This is a genomic window from Halobacillus sp. GSS1, from assembly GCF_017307035.1.
Lineage (GTDB): Bacteria > Bacillota > Bacilli > Bacillales > Halobacillaceae > Halobacillus > Halobacillus litoralis.
The window spans coordinates 33487-49335 of record NZ_JAFLHE010000013.1; the positions used below are offsets into that span (position 1 = coordinate 33487).

The 15849-nt window shown below is 43.4% G+C and carries 23 protein-coding genes and 1 tRNA gene; 2 read left to right on the forward strand and 22 right to left on the reverse strand.

Going from position 1 to position 15849, the window contains the following annotated elements; translation table 11 throughout:
* Window positions 1-188 precede the first annotated feature (188 nt).
* The 12 genes from J0K78_RS17020 to J0K78_RS17070 form a co-directional block, all read right to left on the reverse strand.
* A complete protein-coding gene (locus J0K78_RS17020) occupies window positions 189-908 on the reverse strand; it encodes a hypothetical protein (RefSeq protein WP_206948202.1) in 720 nt (239 codons plus the stop codon).
* A 16-nt stretch (window positions 909-924) separates the two neighbouring features.
* Window positions 925-1266 carry a hypothetical protein gene (locus J0K78_RS17025; protein WP_206948203.1) on the reverse strand — a complete coding sequence of 114 codons (342 nt, stop codon included), beginning with the start codon at window positions 1264-1266 and terminating at the stop codon, window positions 925-927.
* On the reverse strand, window positions 1233-2024 hold the full coding sequence (locus J0K78_RS17030) for a hypothetical protein (RefSeq protein WP_206948204.1): 792 nt from the start codon (window positions 2022-2024) through the stop codon (window positions 1233-1235). Before J0K78_RS17030 ends, J0K78_RS17025 begins: the two co-directional genes overlap by 34 nt.
* Entirely contained in the window at window positions 2024-2155 is a 132-nt protein-coding gene (locus tag J0K78_RS20195) for a hypothetical protein (protein WP_255534840.1), read from the reverse strand. Before J0K78_RS20195 ends, J0K78_RS17030 begins: the two co-directional genes overlap by 1 nt.
* A 148-nt stretch (window positions 2156-2303) precedes the next feature.
* Window positions 2304-2519 (reverse strand): hypothetical protein, encoded by a 216-nt coding sequence (locus J0K78_RS17035; protein WP_206948205.1) that lies wholly within the window; start codon window positions 2517-2519, stop codon window positions 2304-2306.
* 128 nt (window positions 2520-2647) lie between these two features.
* On the reverse strand, window positions 2648-2824 hold the full coding sequence (locus tag J0K78_RS17040; protein WP_206948206.1) for a helix-turn-helix domain-containing protein: 177 nt from the start codon (window positions 2822-2824) through the stop codon (window positions 2648-2650).
* A gap of 121 nt (window positions 2825-2945) precedes the next feature.
* Entirely contained in the window at window positions 2946-3632 is a 687-nt protein-coding gene (locus tag J0K78_RS17045; RefSeq protein WP_206948207.1) for a hypothetical protein, read from the reverse strand.
* 366 nt (window positions 3633-3998) lie between these two features.
* Window positions 3999-4478, reverse strand: coding sequence for a hypothetical protein (locus tag J0K78_RS17050; RefSeq protein WP_206948208.1), 480 nt, complete (start codon window positions 4476-4478; stop codon window positions 3999-4001).
* A 16-nt stretch (window positions 4479-4494) separates the two neighbouring features.
* Window positions 4495-4674 carry a DUF5659 domain-containing protein gene (locus J0K78_RS17055; RefSeq protein WP_206948209.1) on the reverse strand — a complete coding sequence of 60 codons (180 nt, stop codon included), beginning with the start codon at window positions 4672-4674 and terminating at the stop codon, window positions 4495-4497.
* A 368-nt stretch (window positions 4675-5042) separates the two neighbouring features.
* On the reverse strand, window positions 5043-5384 hold the full coding sequence (locus tag J0K78_RS17060) for a hypothetical protein (RefSeq protein WP_206948210.1): 342 nt from the start codon (window positions 5382-5384) through the stop codon (window positions 5043-5045).
* 39 nt (window positions 5385-5423) lie between these two features.
* Window positions 5424-5702: a hypothetical protein gene (locus J0K78_RS17065; protein ID WP_206948211.1), complete on the reverse strand. Its 279-nt coding sequence runs from the start codon at window positions 5700-5702 to the stop codon at window positions 5424-5426.
* Complete coding sequence (locus J0K78_RS17070; protein ID WP_206948212.1) at window positions 5702-6049, reverse strand: hypothetical protein; 348 nt, start codon at window positions 6047-6049, stop codon at window positions 5702-5704. The genes J0K78_RS17065 and J0K78_RS17070 overlap by 1 nt, the downstream gene beginning before the upstream one ends.
* Window positions 6050-6209: 160 nt before the next feature.
* Between J0K78_RS17070 and J0K78_RS17075 the strand changes: the two genes are divergently transcribed.
* Entirely contained in the window at window positions 6210-6431 is a 222-nt protein-coding gene (locus J0K78_RS17075) for a helix-turn-helix domain-containing protein (protein ID WP_206948213.1), read from the forward strand.
* Window positions 6432-6520: 89 nt separating this feature from the next.
* On the opposite strand, the gene J0K78_RS17080 is transcribed toward J0K78_RS17075, so the two are convergent.
* From J0K78_RS17080 to J0K78_RS17095, 4 genes are all read right to left on the reverse strand, one after another.
* Complete coding sequence (locus J0K78_RS17080) at window positions 6521-6796, reverse strand: hypothetical protein (RefSeq protein WP_206948214.1); 276 nt, start codon at window positions 6794-6796, stop codon at window positions 6521-6523.
* Between the two features lie 579 nt (window positions 6797-7375).
* Window positions 7376-8110, reverse strand: coding sequence for a helix-turn-helix domain-containing protein (locus J0K78_RS17085; RefSeq protein ID WP_206948215.1), 735 nt, complete (start codon window positions 8108-8110; stop codon window positions 7376-7378).
* A gap of 171 nt (window positions 8111-8281) precedes the next feature.
* Window positions 8282-9274, reverse strand: a complete 993-nt coding sequence (locus J0K78_RS17090; protein ID WP_242517936.1) for a tyrosine-type recombinase/integrase — start codon at window positions 9272-9274, stop codon at window positions 8282-8284.
* Window positions 9275-9481: 207 nt separating this feature from the next.
* A tRNA-Arg gene (locus J0K78_RS17095) sits at window positions 9482-9557 on the reverse strand.
* A gap of 447 nt (window positions 9558-10004) precedes the next feature.
* On the opposite strand from J0K78_RS17095, the gene clpP reads away from it, so the two are divergent.
* Window positions 10005-10592: an ATP-dependent Clp endopeptidase proteolytic subunit ClpP gene (clpP, locus tag J0K78_RS17100; RefSeq protein ID WP_089651364.1), complete on the forward strand. Its 588-nt coding sequence runs from the start codon at window positions 10005-10007 to the stop codon at window positions 10590-10592.
* A 100-nt stretch (window positions 10593-10692) separates the two neighbouring features.
* Here clpP and J0K78_RS17105 read toward each other — a convergent pair whose 3' ends face one another.
* The 6 genes from J0K78_RS17105 to trxB all read right to left on the reverse strand — a co-directional run bounded on the left by J0K78_RS17105 (window position 10693) and on the right by trxB (window position 15761).
* A complete protein-coding gene (locus tag J0K78_RS17105; protein ID WP_160911545.1) occupies window positions 10693-10947 on the reverse strand; it encodes an HPr family phosphocarrier protein in 255 nt (84 codons plus the stop codon).
* Between the two features lie 130 nt (window positions 10948-11077).
* On the reverse strand, window positions 11078-12034 hold the full coding sequence (gene whiA / locus J0K78_RS17110) for a DNA-binding protein WhiA (protein ID WP_206948216.1): 957 nt from the start codon (window positions 12032-12034) through the stop codon (window positions 11078-11080).
* Window positions 12035-12067: 33 nt separating this feature from the next.
* Window positions 12068-13021 (reverse strand): gluconeogenesis factor YvcK family protein, encoded by a 954-nt coding sequence (locus J0K78_RS17115; RefSeq protein ID WP_206948217.1) that lies wholly within the window; start codon window positions 13019-13021, stop codon window positions 12068-12070.
* Window positions 13022-13024: 3 nt separating this feature from the next.
* A complete protein-coding gene (gene rapZ / locus J0K78_RS17120; protein ID WP_160911539.1) occupies window positions 13025-13909 on the reverse strand; it encodes an RNase adapter RapZ in 885 nt (294 codons plus the stop codon).
* A 16-nt stretch (window positions 13910-13925) separates the two neighbouring features.
* A complete protein-coding gene (locus tag J0K78_RS17125; protein ID WP_160911537.1) occupies window positions 13926-14393 on the reverse strand; it encodes an 8-oxo-dGTP diphosphatase in 468 nt (155 codons plus the stop codon).
* Window positions 14394-14810: 417 nt separating this feature from the next.
* Window positions 14811-15761 carry a thioredoxin-disulfide reductase gene (gene trxB / locus J0K78_RS17130; protein WP_206948218.1) on the reverse strand — a complete coding sequence of 317 codons (951 nt, stop codon included), beginning with the start codon at window positions 15759-15761 and terminating at the stop codon, window positions 14811-14813.
* Window positions 15762-15849 lie beyond the last annotated feature (88 nt).

A 15849-nucleotide genomic window follows, 5' to 3' on the forward strand; every position in this document is an offset into this window, starting at 1 on the left:
CATCTCCCTTTAGTTTGACTTTGACTGTCTTTGACTTTTCAGATAATAAAAAACCGCCCCGAAGGACGGCCCGAGCATGGATACGACGCCTATGAGCGCCTTTTCAACTCCTCCGCCTGGCAGGTGGCATCATCGGAGCGTTAATTTTTAAAATAACTGAATTAGATTTGTGATACTTTTATATTGATTTATAGTTTCTTTCGGATTAATGCTGTTTGTCGGTAATTTATATCTACTCTCTCCGGCAACTGCTCGGCTGCCTTAACGCTAAGCAAGTCCATGTTGCGGACGTCTTGAACAGAAGATACTAGGCTGTACGTTCTAACAGGATCATCATACTTCCCCGCCTTTTCTTCTACTTGGTTAATAACGTCGCCTATATAACCTTGAAATGCAGTTTTTTGAGCATCAGAAAGATAGGATATATCTTTTTCTGCTTCGCCTAATAACACGCTTAAATCGTGAGAGTTTGAAATTTGGGAAATATTTAGTTTCAAGCGATTAGCCATCTGCTCTGCAACTCTCTTATCCGTATCTGTGACGTTTATTTGGGCTTGGGCCGCCTTTCTCCGTGCATGTTCAAGTTGGTCTGCTCGATATTGCGCATACTCAGCTTGAAGGGCTTTGGTTTCAGACTCGTACTCATTCCATAACTTATCCAATTCGTATTTCCGCACTGCATCTTGTTGATAATACGGGTTGTCGCTTTCCTTGACCGCGCGTTCCCCTTTCTTGAAATTTGCCGTCAGTTCATCGGCTTTTTTTCGATACTCACCGTGTTTTCCAAGTGAAATCTCGGTTGCCTTACCTTCCGCCTTTAATTTTTCTGCGGTTTCAGCAGGTAAGTTTGTAATCGAGTGTTGCTTGTAATTTTCGTACGGTTTAAATAGGAATACTGTTTGTTCCACATTCAACAACTCCTTCTTATTTGGTAAATGGATTCCATGCTCCTTTTTTCTGGCCGGGCTCTGTATAGTTTTTCTTTTTGTTTTCTAAGTCTTTAGCGAGCTCTCGTGCGTCACTTTTAATCTCAGATTCACTAGAACCTTTCACATATTTGGTGTAGTGGTCGACCTTCTCGTAAGGAACACCTTCGTTGAGTAGACTCACTTTCTTAACTAGATCCAGAGCTTCAGTTTTATAGTCGATGCTTTCTTCCTCAGAATCGGCAGCATCACTTACTTTGACTTCCTTTTGCTTCTCCCTGGCAATCCGCTCTTGAACAATTCTGTTTACTTCGTCTTGTGTGAATAACTTTTCATCCATTTGTAATTGCCTCCCTTATATTTTCCGTCATCATCGTCAGCTTCCTGCGCTTCTAGCACCGTCAGGTAACCCTCCGGATTGTTCAAGTTATTCGCGATATCTTGCCCGAGCAATCCGCGGACGTGATTCGTCACCGCCAGCCCGAACAATGGCGCCTCTTTCTCGCGTTCGGCTGATTCGATTGTGCTTCGAGCCTCACGGACATCTTCCGGCACCAACGCGGTGTTGATTTCATCAAACTTGCTACTGAGCTCCGATTTTGCTTTCCCCGGCTCTTCTGCGACGCCTAGTGACGTTTGGATAATCGTCGGATAAACCGCAGCCAACTCTTCCGCATGATACTGCGAGCTAACGTGCTGATCCGTGAACTCGTTCAGCTTGCGCATGGCCTGGTCGAATCGATTCGTAAGCATTAAATCCGTCTGGAATTTCGTTAGATTCCGTTTAAATCTCGCCTGATCCCCGTCGGACGGCAGCTCGACCGGTTTGTCTGCGACTTCCTTCGCTTCGGCGATCGCTTGATCGAGGATTTCGTTGCGCTGACGTTTCATTTCGATAGCGTCCTTGAGGAGTTGCTTGCGGGCAGACTGCTGTAATTGCATTCTGCGCTTCTGCTTGCCCTCCTCCGTGAGTTCTTTATCTAGGTTTATCTTGCTGAATGCGGATTGTAGCTTCTGAGACACCGAGTTATACCACGGGGTTACCTCTTTAATCCTCATGTTTAGCGCCTTTTCGAATTGCTCTTTATAATTTGCCATTACTGATCGTCCCCTTTTTGATTTTTGATCTGTTCTAGGATTTTCTCTGTCCATCCTTTTCCGCCATTCATCCTCTTTCTTCTGCGGTCCTCTCTCGGACTGCGTAACTTCTTTTGATTGTTTCGAGCCAATAGCGCCACCTCCTCTAAGACGGTTTACAAGCGCATACGCGTGATTCTGCCTAAAATAATCGGGGGTAGCCCCGCATTTCTCATGTACTTCGGGAGCGACAGGTGTCATAGGTATCAAACCGCCTTATTCCGCAGAAAAAGGGGGCTGCTATTTCCCTCGATAAAGCCGGATTTGCTCCTTTGCTGCATATCCTTCGGCTGCAATTACCGTCCCGTCTTCGTCCTTGTGCGCTAAAGTAACGTTAGGCACACGCTCTAGAATCGCTTTAATGTGCGGTGGATAGGTCGAATGCACCGACCAGGCGTCACTCACCGGATCGTAGGAGTACAACGTTTCTTGTTCATTCCTTGGGTAGTAAGCCATTTATTTTCCTCCTTTCAAAACAAAAAGCACCCCGATAAGGCGCTTTCGATCGTCGTATATCTCCTTTTCCAGCCTTGACTATTGACTTTTTAAAATGTAATATGATTATGGGTAAGTTCGAATAAAAATCATAAATCGCTTAAAAATTCTTTTCTGATCCTGTAAAGTAGCTTCTCGCTAATCCTGCGGGCGCCTGTTTCCATTTGCGAAAGGTATGGATCGGTGATTGAAAGACGCTCCGCCATTTCCTTCTGAGTTAAATTGTGCTCAAACCTTATTTTTCTTAATTCTTTCCCGTTCAACATTCCGTTCCTCCTTTTAATAGTTTTGGATTAATTAGCTATATACTTAAAAAATATACTCTTCATACTGTATATCCGATCACGAGAAGGTAAGCCAGGCCTACGCTTACTTTCCCCACTATACTTATCTACTGCGCCTAAATTTACGGTGCTCCAACGCCTTCCTTCGCGCTGAATTCAGATGATTGCGCCCGTATTTCCTATCAAGATATTCCGCCATCTCCTTCGGATCCATTCGATACGTCTTTAATTCGCTAGGTTTCCGGTCAGTTTGCGAAAATTTCACGCGTACCTTATGCATTCTTTCGCCTCTATCGTCCTTCGCCTCGAAGTATTTCTTTTTCCTACGTCCGCCGAGTAGCTCCGTACGTTGTTTGGCTGCGGCGATTTGTTCCACTTTGTCCAATCCGTAAGATGGTTCATGTTTCCATGACTGTTTCAGCATTTCGTATTCATCGAGCCAGAACGGGTATTCCAACCAATCGAGGTAATATTCTTCTCGTTTCGTTTTCTTTTTCGGATTCAGGAGCGCTTTGTCCGCTTGTTTCATTCTCCGTTTAAGTGTATCGCTAGCCACCTTGCACTCTTTCGAGCATGTCTTACTATTATTCGGCCGAGTGTGGTCGCGATATGGATAACCACAATAGCCGCAACGCTTAATCCTTTTATCTTCTGTATCGTGAAGTTCATCCTTCATGAGTGAAATGATGACGGATAGAGAGTCTTCCATTTCCATGCCTTCCACAAACGTCCTCGCGTATTCAATTGCTCCGGTTCCAGGATTGCGATACTCCTTCTGATTAATTCCCATTTAACATTCTCCTCTGTCGTTTCGTCTGTCGTTGGGCCGTGAAAACCTTTCTTTCTTTTTGGCGCCTCTTTTTCTTTCTTTGGAAAGTTCTTTTGTTCGTAAGATATATTACTTATACCTTTTCGCTCGGTCTTTCCTTTACGGAATATCTTTTGCGATATAGATATACTGCAAGCGTTCTTTGCTTGCGGAAACAATGAGCGTAAGCGAATTAGTTTCCATGTGTTTTGACCTTCGCTTTTTAACGCGCCTATTACTTGTTGCTCTTTTACCGTTGCTCTTTTACTAATTGCTCTTTTTACTGATACAAAGAAGGTATCTCCCTTTGTTCCGTCTGCGGTACTTATGGCGTGTACTTTAAAGGAACTACGGGAATTTTAAGGAGCTATAATCCGGTACAATACACTCGCCGTTTTCATCAACAAGGTATCCGTCCTCCGAGATTCGAGGACAAAAAGACGGTTTATACCACTTATAACGCTTAGTCCCCTCGTAAAAATCTCGAACATCCGAAAATATACCGTTTATCCGGAGTATGTCGGTCAGCAACTTATGCCTCTTCCGATCAATTCCGGTCATCTCCTGGATACGTCCCTGACTAGGGAACCCGTATCCATAGCGCATATTTAACGCCCCGTCTTTCCGGTATTCATTTCCGTCCACATATGAAAGGATCGCAAAATAGAACGGAATGATATCTCCGGCTCCACTCCTCGCCTTTATCGCTTTTACTTCCGCTATGATTCTCGGGAATACCCTACGAATTAGCTCACGGTTATACACCTCATATCCCTCCATATCTAATAAGACTCGCTTATCATTCGGCATTTCTTTTCGTTGTTTCATCTGTCGTATTCCTCCTTTAATTTTTTCGATAAGATAATTCGCTCATGGCCCGATGTAGTTCCGGCGTGTCCTCAAACATAAACGCAGCCTTACCTCGCCTCACATTCGACGGCTTTACTTCGACCACAGTGAATCCTCGCTTGATTAGGCGGTCTGCCATATAGATGCTGACGATGGCTTTTCGATTTTTCCGCAATAAGATCACCTCCTAAGATGTAATACGGTTCTCGAACGCTACCTTTGCGCCCTGAGTCGTAACTTTGCGCGTAATATGTTATAGTCCGTCCGATACGAAAGTTTGCGCCCTACCGAACATTTCGCACAAATACGAACAAACGTTCTTGATTTATCCGATATATTCCTTTACAATAAAAAAGAAGCCAGCGATATGCCGTCGCTGACTCCTCGTATTTGCCGATCTGTTTGCCGCCAGACCGTGGCTGTTAAGGTCGCTCATACGATACCGCCGGATCCGAAGTTAACGCTTCGGGTCTTTTTACGTATGTAGAAACCTCCATTTACCTCGAACTGTTGCCGCAGTTTATCGAGCACCAAAGTATTCATTTAATCGATCCACTCGCGCATTGCTTCTTCAACCGTTATAGGGCAGCCGAGGCTTTTTTTCATAGCATCGCCTTTTTCCACCCTCCGGACATAATCCGCCTCGACCTTTCCGACGTTCTTATTTAATAAGTCGTACATCGGCTGGATTCGAACTAGCTCGTCCTTAACGGCCCTACGTCGATGAAGTATCGTTTTGATGCGCTTAGAATGCTCATACCCTTCGTCCGGTGAAAAGTCCACGGAGATACGTTCCAACTCGTGATAAGCCCGAGATAAAGCCTTGTCGAGTTCCGATTGGGCTGCGTTTAATTCCTCGAACCTTACCGTAACCTGATCGGACAACGCCTTGAACTCCTCGAAATAAATTTGCGCTTCACTCATTTAAACAACCTCCATTTGATCGAATAATTGACTCGCTACAGAATCGCCGAACAACGCAGTAATTTCCGTCAGGTAAATTTCATCGGCTTTCACCGTAAAGTACCTCGACGTTTCCGGATATAACTCGTAGAATCGACCGGCTGATATAACCCTTTTCGCAAAGACTCGTCCAGCTACGAATAACCTTGCGGAGATATTCCCCGTCTTTTCGCGCTTGAATACGACTTGAAACTCGATTGTTTCTGCTGGTGATGGCGTCAGATAAACGAAGTCGCTCATTAGTACGTACCTCCTTCGTGTGCTTCGCTGTTCAGTTGAACGGCACAGCGCAACCAGTCGACCACACTTACGCCTTCCTTAATCATCGCCGTAATCCTATCGTGTGTTTCTTCGTTACCTACGAGGTAGTTGAACGAAAACAATGCGTGATTGTCGTTCCAGATTTCGACCGTATCGCCATCCCTACGATCATACGCGTAAATATCAACTTCGGACCCTTCTCCGTAAGCTAAGACGTATCCAGGCGTCAGGATGCGCCCCTTGTCTGCGGGTAATACCTTAGTGCTGCCGTTTTCTTCCTTAACGTGGAACAGTACGTTTACCTCTTGCGTTTCTTCTCTTACCATCAAAAACCCTCCTCACATTTGACTAACTTTCGTTGTCACACCCTTATAATAAACTGACTAATTTACGTTGTCAATAACTTTCTGACAATTATACGTAGTCAATCGGATAAAATATGGTAAACTTAAGATAAATCTTTACATAAGTAAAGGAGTGATTAGGATGACAGTTGAAATCAAGTGTACATTAAAGGAAGTATTGGATAAGAAAGGTTGGTCAATTAGGGAGCTAGCTAAAAGAAGTGACTGTAAGTTTGAATCTGTACGTAGGTTATATAACGATGATACTATGCGGTTTCAACGGGATACTTTAGCGAAGGTTTGTGAAACTTTAGAGATTGATGATATTGGTAAGATATTGAAGATTGTAGACGTCGAAAAGTAAGGCGTCTTTTTTCTATGATTATATCCACTCCACACGATAAACGAGGATCGAATACTGGGAAATAAAAAAAAGCTCAAAATTGAGCTTTTTTAGGGGTTATTTTTATCTATTTCTATTATCTTGTTTTCTAACCTCTCGCCTGGAGGATACTTTTCACCATCATATACGAAGTATAAATAATCGTGATTCTCAAGGTGTTTCATAAAATCTGCTCGACTATCAACATTGTACGGTTTAGCAGCTTTTATTATTCTTTCCATGTATTTTTCCGCAGCTTGTGTAGTATCCAAAATAGCTACCACTCCACTTTCTACCAATTCATCCACTGCAGAATAAACGTTGTCGTTAGCTCTGTAAATAGACATACTTAATTCCTCCTCTAACTTTAATATAGCACCAACAAATATGTATTTGTTAAACTTTTGGAAATAGTTTTATAGGCGGCGTAATTTCCTCATATTTATATCGAAAAGCATGGTGAATATTTCATAATTGCCAACTAATTCTCAAGGTAACAACTTAGTTTGTGTATTTTTACCCCCGAGGTCAAAAATTAGTTCTCGCTTACTTTCGACAGCCGGCAGCGGCCCGCAGATCGACCCCTCCCCGGCGGGTAATATTACACCGTTCCAGCATGCAAATTAACGTATAGTATATTCATTTCTAGTTAACATAATCGCCGTTATACTGAATACAATCGCTGTATAAACGTTGATTTGACGGTGTTTATTCGACTTGGCGATATTATCGATTATTCACTTATTCATACATCGTTGATTTGGCGCGGTTTGTGCGGTGGTTAACCGATCGACTCATCGGTTAATATTGCATATATCTCAGCGCTGAGGGAACGTCCATAAACGGTTGAGCCCTCGGTTTTTTAGCGTGCGCGTCCGTCGGGAGCCTGCGCCTGGTATTTGCGGTATCTGTTACGTACAGTTACGTTAATTATACACGCTGTCCGCCATCTCTTGCAGTATTATACGCCGACTAACTCGTACCCATGAGCGATATAGATAACCGGTTAGCTTGCGTACCTTTCTCGCTTTATAACGCCTCACACACGCTAGGAATGCGTCTATATACTCCGTATGATCTTCCGCCCTAATGGACCGATCGACACTCGCCTTTGCTCTCAAAAGCACGCCGTAAACCTCGTAAAGCTCCTCCGCATTGAAGAACGGAGCCATGACGTTATAGATGGATTCCGGAATAGACTGGCGCAAGCTCCTCGTATCTAATAATGTATTATTTGATTTACGCTTGGGTAATGTTTCTTTTCGCAAATTGTCGCTTTCAACCGTTGTTGGACGTGCCTTCTCCTCGACTTCACGGTCGGACATGCGCTCTGACATATACGGCAATATACGGATAATATTCGCCCCTGATCCGCCTGATTTCTTGCGCATGAACGGAATACGCTCGATAATCCCTAACGCTTCCAGGCGGCTTAATATGCGTCTGATAGTTCGGTCAGTCTTTCCGATGGATTCCGCTATGGTTGTCGTCTTCAAATGCGCGGCTCCTGCGTACTTAACGGCATAGCGCGAAATGAAACGGAGAACAGTACGCATGGTCGCAGTTAATTCGTCTGCCTGCGCCTTCTCATGCGCGGAGACTTGGTGATTCATCTCCTCAACGCTGTTGAACGTTGAATATTTGGATAGATATATCGTCATTGCGGTTCGCTCCTCGTTTGAGGCAATACCGAACGTATGTTCTTAAAAATGCGCAGACTGGCAGAATATTGACAGTCCCTTAATTTTTCGATATACTTCACTTAGGCATAGCGGTGTATATCGTCAAGTGTGGCAAGTCCATACTTCGGCGGTTGCACCCTTTTTTTATTCTTAAAGTCTCTTTGTGTCTTTAGCTGTGACTTTATCGAAATTCTCCTTAACTCTTTCATCTGTGTACTTCACATAGACTTCAGTTGAAGCTAAGTCTGAATGCCCCAATATGGATTGAAGTGATTTGAGATCGCCCCCAGAACTCAGAAACCTGACAGCGAAAGTATGTCTCAAAGAATGTGGAGAGGCGCGGCACTCACCTTTTAAACCTGCTTTTCTCGCATACTTATCCAACCTCTTCCGAAGATGGTCATCTCTTAATTGTTGGCCGAACTGACTCACGAAAACTTTTTGAATATCGGGTCCGAAATACTCCCTCTCTTCTGCAATTAAATTTCTAACCTCTTGTGCAACCTGCACGGTCATCGGCACGCTTCTAGATTTACGATTCTTGTTCTTTGCACCTGGTAACATCATCACGCGATTATCTAGGTCAAGGTCTATGATATCTAGTGAATTAACTTCATTTGAACGAAGCCCACTTTTTAACATAACAAGCATAGCTACATAGTCTCTGTATCCAGCAAACGTATCAGTATCTACTGCATTAAAAAGCCTCGTCACCTGATTATCTGTAAGTGAAAATACTTTCCCTTCGTCTGTTCTAAGCTTTTTCACACTGTCTAAAGGAGATTCTTCAAGTATGTTTTCGGAAACCATGCGATTAAAGACACTACGGAGGCTTGCAAGGCGTATGTTTACGGTGACGGGAGATAACCCTCGTTTATCCAATAAAAACTTTATATAACGCCTCGCATCATCTTTTGTGATATCTGACACGTTCTCTCTGCGGACAATCTCGATGAACTCCTCATAGTAAGAACGATAACTACGGACAGTCTTTTCTCGATAACCTTCCGTTTCATAGACGAGCATTACTTTCTCCAAAGCATCTGAAACGGAAATTGATTCGTTCGATCGAGAATAAACTGTCGAATCCCAACGTTTCATTACGCCAGGCTTACGAGCTGCTCTACGATTCATTTTCGGCATAACAAAAAAGACCTCCCGCTCACAACCGTTTGGTTGCGCGAGAGGCCTCGGATTGACGTAAATACTCCGTAAGATAAAGACGATAACCCCACGGAAAATATGCGTTCCGTTTTACGAGGTTTACGTCCTTCCGTTATCTTACCGGAGACGATTACGCTGAAATTTTCGAATGTAAACACCGTCATAACAACGATTGTTTACGGTTAGCGCGCCCGAGAGGATTCGAACCCCCGACTGACGTAGAACCGGAATCTACCGCTCTATCCAACTGAGCTACGGGCGCAAAAGCGACATGCATTTAATATTATAAGTAGAATCAGCAAAAAACGCAACCCATTTTTTGATCTTCAAGATAAGCTTACTATTTTAGTAGGCTTAATTAGGAGACATTTGCGTGAGCGGTTCAGGGCGTCCATGGGAAGCGAAACTTTTCCCGGAGCCTCTAGAATCCCACAAACATCTCGAAATTTAGTTTTACCCGGTCCTGTCATATAGCTTAAATATAGGTATGGACGTTTATATAGGTAAATTTAGGGTATGATGGTAGAAGGAATTGGAACACATCACATAGAACGAATAATAATAACCGTTTTTCATACTTAAAAGGCGCAGCAACCCTTGCTGAATGAAAGAATAAAAGGTCGATTGTTTTTGTTTGACCTTTATTGACCTTATAGGTATGATGAATGTATTCCATCATTATTAATTTGATGTTAAGGAGGAATTTCAAATGAATTTAGTCCCTACAGTTATTGAACAGACAAACCGCGGAGAACGTGCTTATGATATTTACTCCCGCTTACTTAAAGACCGCATCATCATGCTGGGAAGCCCGATTGATGATAACATCTCAAACTCTGTTGTTGCACAGCTGCTTTTCCTTGCTGCTGACGACCCAGAGAAAGATATTTCCCTATACATCAACTCTCCTGGTGGATCGATCACAGCAGGTATGGCGATTTATGACACGATGCAGTTCATCAAACCGAACGTATCTACAATCTGCACAGGTATGGCCGCATCAATGGGAGCATTCTTGCTGAACGCCGGTGAGCCTGGCAAACGTTATGCACTACCTAACAGTGAAGTCATGATTCACCAACCACTTGGAGGAACACAAGGTCAGGCTTCTGACATCGAAATCCACGCCAAGCGTATCATCAAAATGCGTGAGAAGCTGAATAAGATTCTTGCTGAGCGAACTGGACAACCGATGGAAGTCATCGAACGCGACACGGATCGTGATAACTTCATGTCTGCTCATGAAGCTGTAGACTATGGTTTGATTGACAAAGTCATGGAGAAAAACGAACAATAATAAAAAGCAAAATCCGCTGTGAATTCCACAGCGGATTTTTTTGTTCTGTATGAGAACGTTCCCTCACTGGAGAACGTTCATTTTTTCACATAAATACAGATTATTCATTCTTTACGAAGTCTGTCAGCACCTGCATCGCTTCTTCCTCATCAGAACCATCTGCAATCAATTTGATTTCTTCATCAGTTCCGACAGCAAGGCTCATTAACCCCATTATACTTTTGGCATTCACCCGTTTTTCACCTTTTTCAATAAAAACGTCTGCGGTAAATTTGTTCGCTTCTTGTACGAATTGTGCAGCTGGCCTTGCCTGTAAACCTGTCTCTAGCTCAATTACGATCGTCCTTTCAATCACCTGTCATTCTCCTCTCATTCTATATTTCAACTTCTTTGTAAGCGGATTCAATACTTAGGAAAAAGAACGCTCTCTTTTCGAAAGCGTTTATAATTGTATTTCATTATAGCATGAATTTGTTAAGGAAACATTAATTTCTTGTGTTTTCTGTCACTTCGCCTTTTCTTACTTTTTCGGCGAACTCGTCGATTTTACGCAGCCGGTGATTGATGCCGGATTTACTAATCGACCCGCCGGAAACATACTCCCCAAGCTCTTTCAAGGAAACTTCCTGGTGCTGCAATCTTAAGGATGCAATCTCCTGCAATTTATCTGGCAGAGCTTCTAGACCTACTGTCCGTTTAATGAATTTTATGTTCTCCACTTGGCGGAAAGCGGCCCCGATCGTTTTATTCAAATTCGCCGTCTCACAGTTGACGAGACGATTGACAGAGTTCCTCATATCCCGGACGATCCTTACATCTTCAAACTTGAAAAGGGCCTGGTGTGCTCCAATATTGCTAATGAGCTCCGTAATTTTATCCGCTTCTTTCAAATAAGTGATGTATCCTTTTTTACGACTGAGTGTCCTTGCGTGCAACCCGAAGCTATTCATAAGCTTACACAACGCCTCGTTGTGTTCCTCATCAGAAGAGTAAATCTCAAGATGATAGGAAGAGGTTTCCGGGTTATTGACGGAACCGCCTGCAAGAAATGCTCCTCGTAAATAAGCCCTTTTACAACACGTATCGTTCAAATACTTTTGAGGGATGTCTGGATTAATGGATAGAGGACCTTTCAGAATTTCAAGATCTTCAAGAACGACTTTCGCTTTCTCCGTCATCCTGACAATATAAACATTGTTCTTTTTTAACCTCATTTTTTTCCGGACAAGGAGTTCTACCGGGTAGGGATAAAGCTTTTTGATTAACGTGTAGATCCTTCTGGCAATCGCTGCATTCTCTGTTTGTACATCCAGAATATATTCACGATTGGAAAGGGAAAAGGTTCCGTTCATGCGCACAAGGGCAGCCAGTTCCGATTCCATACAGCAGGTATCTGCTTCTACGTTCGTTAATTCTTTTTTAATCTCTGATGCAAATGACATGATGTACACCCCCTTCTACCTACCAAGCAACACCTAAAGCATAGAGTGCAATAATTTTGCTAATTTATCTGTGTCATGACGTAACATAGGCTTGCTATGGTCGATGATATCTTCTTCTATGACTTTCAATCCCATGGATTTAATTCTTTCAATATCGTAAACAACGGGTTCTGCATTTTCTTCTGCATACGCAGCCCTTACTCCTTGATCAATGGGTTGATTATGCACAATCACTGACTGTAACACACCTTCTCCAATATGATCAAATAGGGCCTGGATATGATCAGCAGCCGTGTAACCGGAAGTCTCTCCCTCCTGTGTCATCACGTTGCATATATAAGTGACCATCGCTTTCGTTTCTTTCAATGCCTGCCCGATTTCTGGAATGATGATATTCGGCAATATGCTGGTGTACAGACTTCCGGGAGAAATCACAATTAAATCTGCAGACTTAATGGCCTCTACGGCTTCTGGCAAAGGCTGAATTGGCGTAGGACTTACATACACCCTTTTTATTTTCTTGTTTTGTTTCGGAATACTTGATTCACCGGTAACGACCGTTCCATCCTCCATCTCCGCATGGAGGTTCATGGAATGATTGGCAATCGGATAAATATGACCACGCACATTCAGGACTCTGGAGATTTCCTTAATTCCTTTATAAAAGTCTCCCGTCATTGATGCCATCGCAGCCAGCAGAAGATTCCCCATAGAATGACCGGACAGGCCATTCCCCGCTGCAAACCGGTGTTGAAAAAGCTCAAGGAGCATAGGTTCAGCATCGGATAGGGCGGCCACGACATTCCGGATATCCCCCGGGGCGGGAATGGCCATCTCGTCCCGCAGGCGGCCGGAACTTCCACCGTCATCAGCAACCGTGACAATGGCTGAGAGATCAATCGGTAAATTTTTTAATCCGCGCAACAGCACAGGCATTCCGGTCCCGCCACCTACAACGACGACACGCGGGTTGGTCTTATGATCCATCCGTTACAAACCCTTTCTTTTATCAATGTCTCTATGCGTGACATGAGTCACGAAGTCTGTAGAGAAGTATTCCGATAAATGCTCAGCAAGAGCTACAGAACGGTGTTGACCGCCTGTACAACCGATAGCAATGACAAGCTGACTTTTTCCTTCTCGTTTATATTGAGGAAGCATGAAATGCAGCAGGTCCTTCAGTTTTTCAAGGAACTTCTGTGTATCTGTCCATTTAAAAACATAGGAGGAGACTTCTGTATTCAACCCTGTCAACGGCCGCATATGTTCAACATAGTGCGGGTTCGGAAGGAAACGCACATCAAACATTAAGTCTGCATCAATCGGAACGCCATACTTGAAACCGAAGGATACCATCTGAATGGAAAACACTTGTTGTTCCTGCTGACGGTACTTTTCAATGATCCGCTCCCTCAGTTCTTTCGGTTTCAACGATGTCGTATCAATAATCGTCTGCGAACGCCCTCTCAGCTCATCCAGCATTTTTCTCTCTCTACGAATACCTTCAAGGGGCAACCCTTCTTTTGCAAGTGGATGAGATCTTCGTGTTTCTTTATAGCGGGAAACAAGCGCCTGATCTTCTGAATCAAGGAATAGAATGTGTTCCTGCAGCCATTCTTCTTTTCCAAGACGGTCAAGAGAATCAAAGAGCGCATCAAAGAATTCTCGTCCACGCAAATCCATCACAAGAGCCACATTTTGGATATTGTTGCTGGAATCTTTCATCAGTTCAAGAAACTTCGGAAGCAGGGCCGGTGGTAAGTTATCGACACAAAAAAAACCGAGATCTTCAAAACTTTGAACAGCTACGGTTTTTCCTGCCCCTGACATTCCTGTGATGATTACTAACTGAGTATCGTTGGCATTTACTGGCATCTTTCATCGCTCCCCATTAGTCAGGTCGTGACGGATCCAAATCTTCATCGATCAAGCGGAAGTCCGTCGTATATACAAATGTTCCATATACTTGCTCTTCACTGCTTAAGATGTGCTTGAAAATTCTCCGATCTCCCTCTGCCATCGGCTTTTGTAGAACTTCACTAACCGGAACCCACTCCAGTTCACCTTCTTCACTTTCATCAAGCAGATCTCCAGAATAGCTCGTACTGTAAAATGTAAACATCATCCATTCTTGAGCGGTTTTCTCCTCTTCCCGCATGACGAATGTAAAGGAACCACGAAGCTCTGGATTTTCGATGGAAAGACCCGTTTCCTCTTTAAACTCACGGACGACAGAATCTTTAATATTCTCTCCGGCTTCCATCTTCCCGCCAGGGGCAACATACCAGCCTCTGCGTGGTTTTTTTAACATCAATACGGAACCATCAACTTTCAAAATACAATTCGCTACACGCTGCATCGTTATGGTCACCTCAATTTCTTTCTAGAGGGCATCTCCACCCATTATACAATGAATACACAGGTTGCTACAATATTATGTTCCACAGCCTGAATTGAAAACTATTTCCTTAAACTTATCTTGAATCTATACAGGTCGCCCTGGAAGACCCGGTTTCAAAATTCATGTGTGAACGGAAGCTTACGGGAAGGCGAGTCATACCCCGCCACTCCTTTCCCATTCCATCTCGAAATCAACCCATTAAAGTCCTGCTATTCAAACATCCCGATTTAACAGATCAAAACAAAAAAAGACACAGATGACGAGCACCTGTGCCTCATAGAGATTAATCTATTAAAAGGGGGTCAATTAATCATTTCCATCGTAACAGGAAAATATTTCATGGGTGTTACACCCGAGTTAAGATGGTGTTTCTTTTTAATTGACGACCTTTAATTCCTCTAAAAGATTTTCAATATAGTGCTGGGCCGATTGTGCGGCGATACTTCCATCACCAGTTGCTGTCACAATTTGACGCAATTCTTTTTCACGGATATCCCCGGCAGCGAATACACCAGGTACTTTCGTTTCCATGTTTTCATCTGTTTCGATATATCCTTGTTCATTTGTAATGCCTAGGCTTTCGAAAGGTGTGGACAATGGAATCATTCCGATATAAATGAACGTACCATTGGTATCGAAATCATATTCTTCATCTGTTTTTTTATTGTGAAGCGTGACGCTTCCTACTTTACCATCTTTTTCATTGATGGATTTGACAACGGTATCCCAGATGAAATCGATCTTGTCGTTATCAAATGCGCGATCCTGAAGAATCTTCTGGGCGCGTAATTCATCACGACGGTGAACGATTGTCACTTTGCTTGCAAAGCGTGTAAGGTAGACCCCTTCTTCTACTGCAGAATCTCCTCCGCCTACAACAACCAGTTCTTTATCACGGAAGAATGCGCCATCACAAACCGCGCAATAGGAAACCCCGCGGCCTCCGAGTTCTTTTTCACCCTGCACACCAAGTTCTTTATATTGAGCACCTGTCGTTACGATGACAGCACGTGCTTTATATTCTTTATTACCAGCTTTGACTGTCTTGTATTCCTTGCCGTCTACGACCTCTTTGATGTCGCCGTACGCATATTCTGCACCGAATTTTTTCGCGTGATCGAACATCTTGTTGGATAAGTCTGGTCCAAGAATACTTTCAAAGCCCGGATAGTTTTCAACATCTTCCGTATTAGCCATCTGACCACCTGGAATCCCACGCTCAATCATAAGCGTATCCAAGTTGGCACGGGAAGTGTAAACAGCTGCTGTCATACCAGCAGGGCCTGCCCCGGCAATGATGACATCATAAATGCGATCTTCACTCATCAATCTTCACTCCTTATGAATCCGAATAATCTCAGTTGCATTTCTTGTACATATCATAGTAAATCATACGAAAACAGTCCATTAATGT